Source organism: Streptomyces sp. WAC05292 (genome assembly GCF_003949955.1).
GTDB lineage: Bacteria > Actinomycetota > Actinomycetes > Streptomycetales > Streptomycetaceae > Streptomyces > Streptomyces globosus.
This window is the reverse complement of the sequence record NZ_RPSE01000545.1, coordinates 1-3,253: the sequence shown is the minus strand read 5'-3', so window position 1 is coordinate 3,253 and position 3,253 is coordinate 1. Positions and strand designations below refer to the sequence as shown.

The window sequence follows — 3,253 nt, the reverse complement described above, 5'->3', positions numbered from 1 at the left end:
CCGTAGCAGCCCGGGGCCTCGGCCCGGGCTGCTACGGGGTGCGCTGGTGGCGCAGCCGGGCCGAGACCCAGCGGGCCCGGCGGCGCAGGATGCGCGGGATTCCCAGCCGTGGGTCGTGGCCCTCGCGGCCCGTCCTCCCGTACGCGCCCGGCGTCGCTGCCGGGCGGCGGTCGCGTGCGGTGTCACCGTGGTCGTGCGTCCAGCCCATACAACGAGCTGTGCCCGGGCCCCAAGGTCCGTAACCCCTTCCGCGGCGGCCAATTGGCCTATGCGCGCGGCAATTGAATGCTTGTAGGACCGCGGGGCCGACAATCCGTCAGGTCGGTCAGCGGTCGGGCTCGGGGTCCTTCAGCCAGCCGATCAGCTCGGACGAGAAAGCGGCCGGGTCCTCTTCGTGCGGGAAGTGCCCGAGGCCGTCGAACAGCCGCCAGCGGTAGGGGGCTTCGACGAACTCGCCGGATCCGGCGGCGCTGCGCGTGCGCATCACCGGGTCGAGCGAGCCGTGCATGTGCAGCGTCGGCACCCGTACCGGCATCTTCATGCGGCGGTTGAACTGGAGCCCGTCCGGCCGGGCCATGGAGCGCATCATCCAGCGGTACGGCTCGATCGAGCAGTGCGCGGTCGACGGGATGCACATGGCCCGCCGGTAGACCGCGAGGTCGTCCTCCGCGCCGCCCTCGCCAAGCCGCGGCCCGGACCAGTCACGGATGAGCCGGCCGACGAGCGCCCCGTCGTCGGCGACGAGCTGCCGCTCGGGGATGAACGGACGCTGGAATCCCCAGATGTGCGAACTCGCCCGGGTCTGGCCGACGTCGGACAGCATCGCCGAGCGCCAGCGCCGCGGGTGGGGCATCGACACGACGGCGAGCCGGCGCACCAGCTTGGGCCGCATCACGGCGGCCGTCCAGGCGAGGTAGCCGCCGAGGTCGTGCCCGACGAGCGCGGCGTCCGGCTCGCCGAGGGAGCGGATCACCCCGGTGACGTCCAGGGCCAGGTTGGCGGGGTCGTAGCCGCGCGGGGTGCGGTCGCTTCCGCCGACGCCGCGCAGGTCCATGGCGACCGCGCGGTAGCCGGCGTCGGCGAGGGCGGTCAACTGGTGCCGCCAGGTCCACCAGAACTGGGGGAATCCGTGCAGGAGCAGGACGAGCGGGCCGTCACCGAGCTCGGCGACGTGGAACCGGGCGCCGTTGGCGGCGACGTCCCGGTGGGTCCACGGCCCGTCGAGGCGCACCGCCGTCGCGGTGGTCGGCGGTGTGCTGGGGTCCGATGCGCTCGCTGTCATGAGGACGAGCGTGCCACACCCACCGCCTTGTCACTCAACGGCCGCGGATGCGGCTTGACGGTGCCGATGACCGCCGCGGTCTCCTTCATGGAGGCGATGGACTTCTCCGGCGGCTTGACCTTCTTGAACTTGGACACCGCGATCAGCGACAGCAGGCCCGCGATCAGCAGGAACGCCGCGCCGACGATGAGGAACGACCAGGCGAGGCCGAGCCCGAGGTTGTGGATGCCGTACGCCGCGGCGAAGCTCAGCACGGGCAGGGAGAACAGGGCGAACACCCCGGCGACCGAGATGGCGGCGCCCCCGACGCCCGCGCGCTTGACGTCCTGGCGGATCTCCGCCTTGGCGAGGGCGATCTCGTCGTGCACCAGGGCGGACATCTCGGCGGTGGCCGAGGCGACCAGCTGGCCGAGTGTGCGCTCGGCTCCTTGCGCCCCTTGGTCCACTGCGGTCATCGCTCTCTCCCTCTGTCGTCTGCCGGCGGCTGTCCTCCGTCGGACACAAGCGTTCAGTTCAGATCATGCCGGACGGTCGCCCGGCGCGCTGGACCCGGCCGCCCCTTCGGCGTTGCCGCCGGGCCCCCCGGAGCCGGCCGCGGCCGCGGCGGCGCGGGCGAGGCGGCGGTGCTCGGCGGCCTTGTCCTCGTGGATCCGCGCCATGCGCAGGTGGTACTGCGGGTTGCCGGCCTCGTAGACGTCCGGGATGCCGTCGTGGTCCTCGTCGAGCTCTTCCGCCTCGGAGAGGGCTCGGTACGTGCGGTCGCGCAGCTTGAGCAGCACGCCCGCCAGGACCGCGGCGACGAGGGAGCCGACCAGGACGGCGGCCTTCACCTCCTCGGCCAGTCGGGGGTCGTCGGCGAAGGCGAGTTCGCCGATCAGCAGCGACACGGTGAAGCCGATGCCGGCAAGCCCGGACACGGCGAGGACGTCCGGCCAGGCCAGGTCCTTGTTGAGCTCGGCCCGGGTGAAGCGCGCGGCGAGCCAGGTGCCGCCGAAGACGCCGGCCGTCTTGCCGACGACCAGGCCGAGGACGACACCGAGGGGCTCCGGCCGTGCGAAGACCTGGGCGAGGGCCCCGCCGGAGAGGGGGACGCCGGCGGAGAACAGGGCGAACAGCGGGACGGCGATGCCCGCGGACAGCGGCCGGACCAGGTGCTCGATGTGCTCGCCGGGGGAGTCCTCCTCCCCTTCCCTGCGGGTGCAGCGGAGCATGAGCCCCATGGCGACGCCGGCGATGGTGGCGTGGACGCCGCTGTTGTACATCAGCGCCCACACGGCGGCGGCGAGGGGGACGTACACGTACCAGCCGCGCACGCCCGTGCGCAGCAGGAGCCACATGAGGGCCAGGCCGGCGAGGGCGCCGGCGAGCTGCGGGAGGCGGATGTCGCCGGTGAAGAAGACCGCGATGATCAGAATGGCGAAGAGGTCGTCGACGACGGCGAGGGTGAGCAGGAAGGCGCGCAGCGCGGACGGCAGCGAGGTGCCGATGACCGCGAGCACGGCCAGCGCGAAGGCGATGTCGGTGGCGGTCGGGACCGCCCATCCGCCGAGCGAGCCGCCGCCCGCCGTGTTGACGGCCGTGTAGACCAGCGCGGGTACGGCCATGCCGCAGACGGCGGCGATCACGGGCAGGGCGGCTGCCCTGGGGTCCCGGAGGTCGCCCGCGACGAGTTCGCGTTTGAGCTCGATGCCGGCGACGAAGAAGAAGAGCGCGAGGAGGCCGTCGGCCGCCCAGTGCTGGAGCGAGAGGTCCAGTCCGAGCGCGGCGGGGCCGAAGTGGGCATCGCGGACGGTGTCGTAGCTCGCGGAGATCGCCGGGATGTTGGCCCACAGCAGGGCGGCGACCGCGGCCGCCAGGAGGACGACGCCGCCGACGGTCTCGGTGCGCAGGGCGTCCGCCACGTAGCGGCGCTCGGGCAGGGAGAGGAGGCCGAGGAACGTGCGGCCTGTGGGGGAGTCGGCGGCGTCGTCC

At 73.2% G+C, this 3,253-nt stretch carries 4 protein-coding genes; all 4 read right to left on the bottom strand.

From position 1 onward, the window contains the following. Positions 1–31: 31 nt before the first annotated feature. On the bottom strand, positions 32–208 hold the full coding sequence (locus EF903_RS34490; RefSeq protein ID WP_185902912.1) for a hypothetical protein: 177 nt from the start codon (positions 206–208) through the stop codon (positions 32–34). A 117-nt stretch (positions 209–325) separates the two neighbouring features. Beyond that, on the bottom strand, positions 326–1,282 hold the full coding sequence (locus tag EF903_RS30730; RefSeq protein ID WP_125548260.1) for an alpha/beta fold hydrolase: 957 nt from the start codon (positions 1,280–1,282) through the stop codon (positions 326–328). Then, complete coding sequence (locus EF903_RS30725) at positions 1,279–1,737, bottom strand: phage holin family protein (RefSeq protein ID WP_125548259.1); 459 nt, start codon at positions 1,735–1,737, stop codon at positions 1,279–1,281. Before EF903_RS30725 ends, EF903_RS30730 begins: the two co-directional genes overlap by 4 nt. A gap of 63 nt (positions 1,738–1,800) precedes the next feature. Next, the coding region (gene nhaA, locus EF903_RS30720) for a Na+/H+ antiporter NhaA (protein WP_260616150.1) at positions 1,801–3,253 on the bottom strand (1,453 nt) is incomplete at its 5' end.

What these genes read in the sequence shown, in the direction of transcription:
- EF903_RS34490 (WP_185902912.1), bottom strand. Translation starts at nt 208, where the DNA reads ATGGGCTGGACGCACGACCACGGTGACACCGCACGCGACCGCCGCCCG.
- EF903_RS30730 (WP_125548260.1), bottom strand. Translation starts at nt 1,282, where the DNA reads ATGACAGCGAGCGCATCGGACCCCAGCACACCGCCGACCACCGCGACG.
- EF903_RS30725 (WP_125548259.1), bottom strand. Translation starts at nt 1,737, where the DNA reads ATGACCGCAGTGGACCAAGGGGCGCAAGGAGCCGAGCGCACACTCGGC.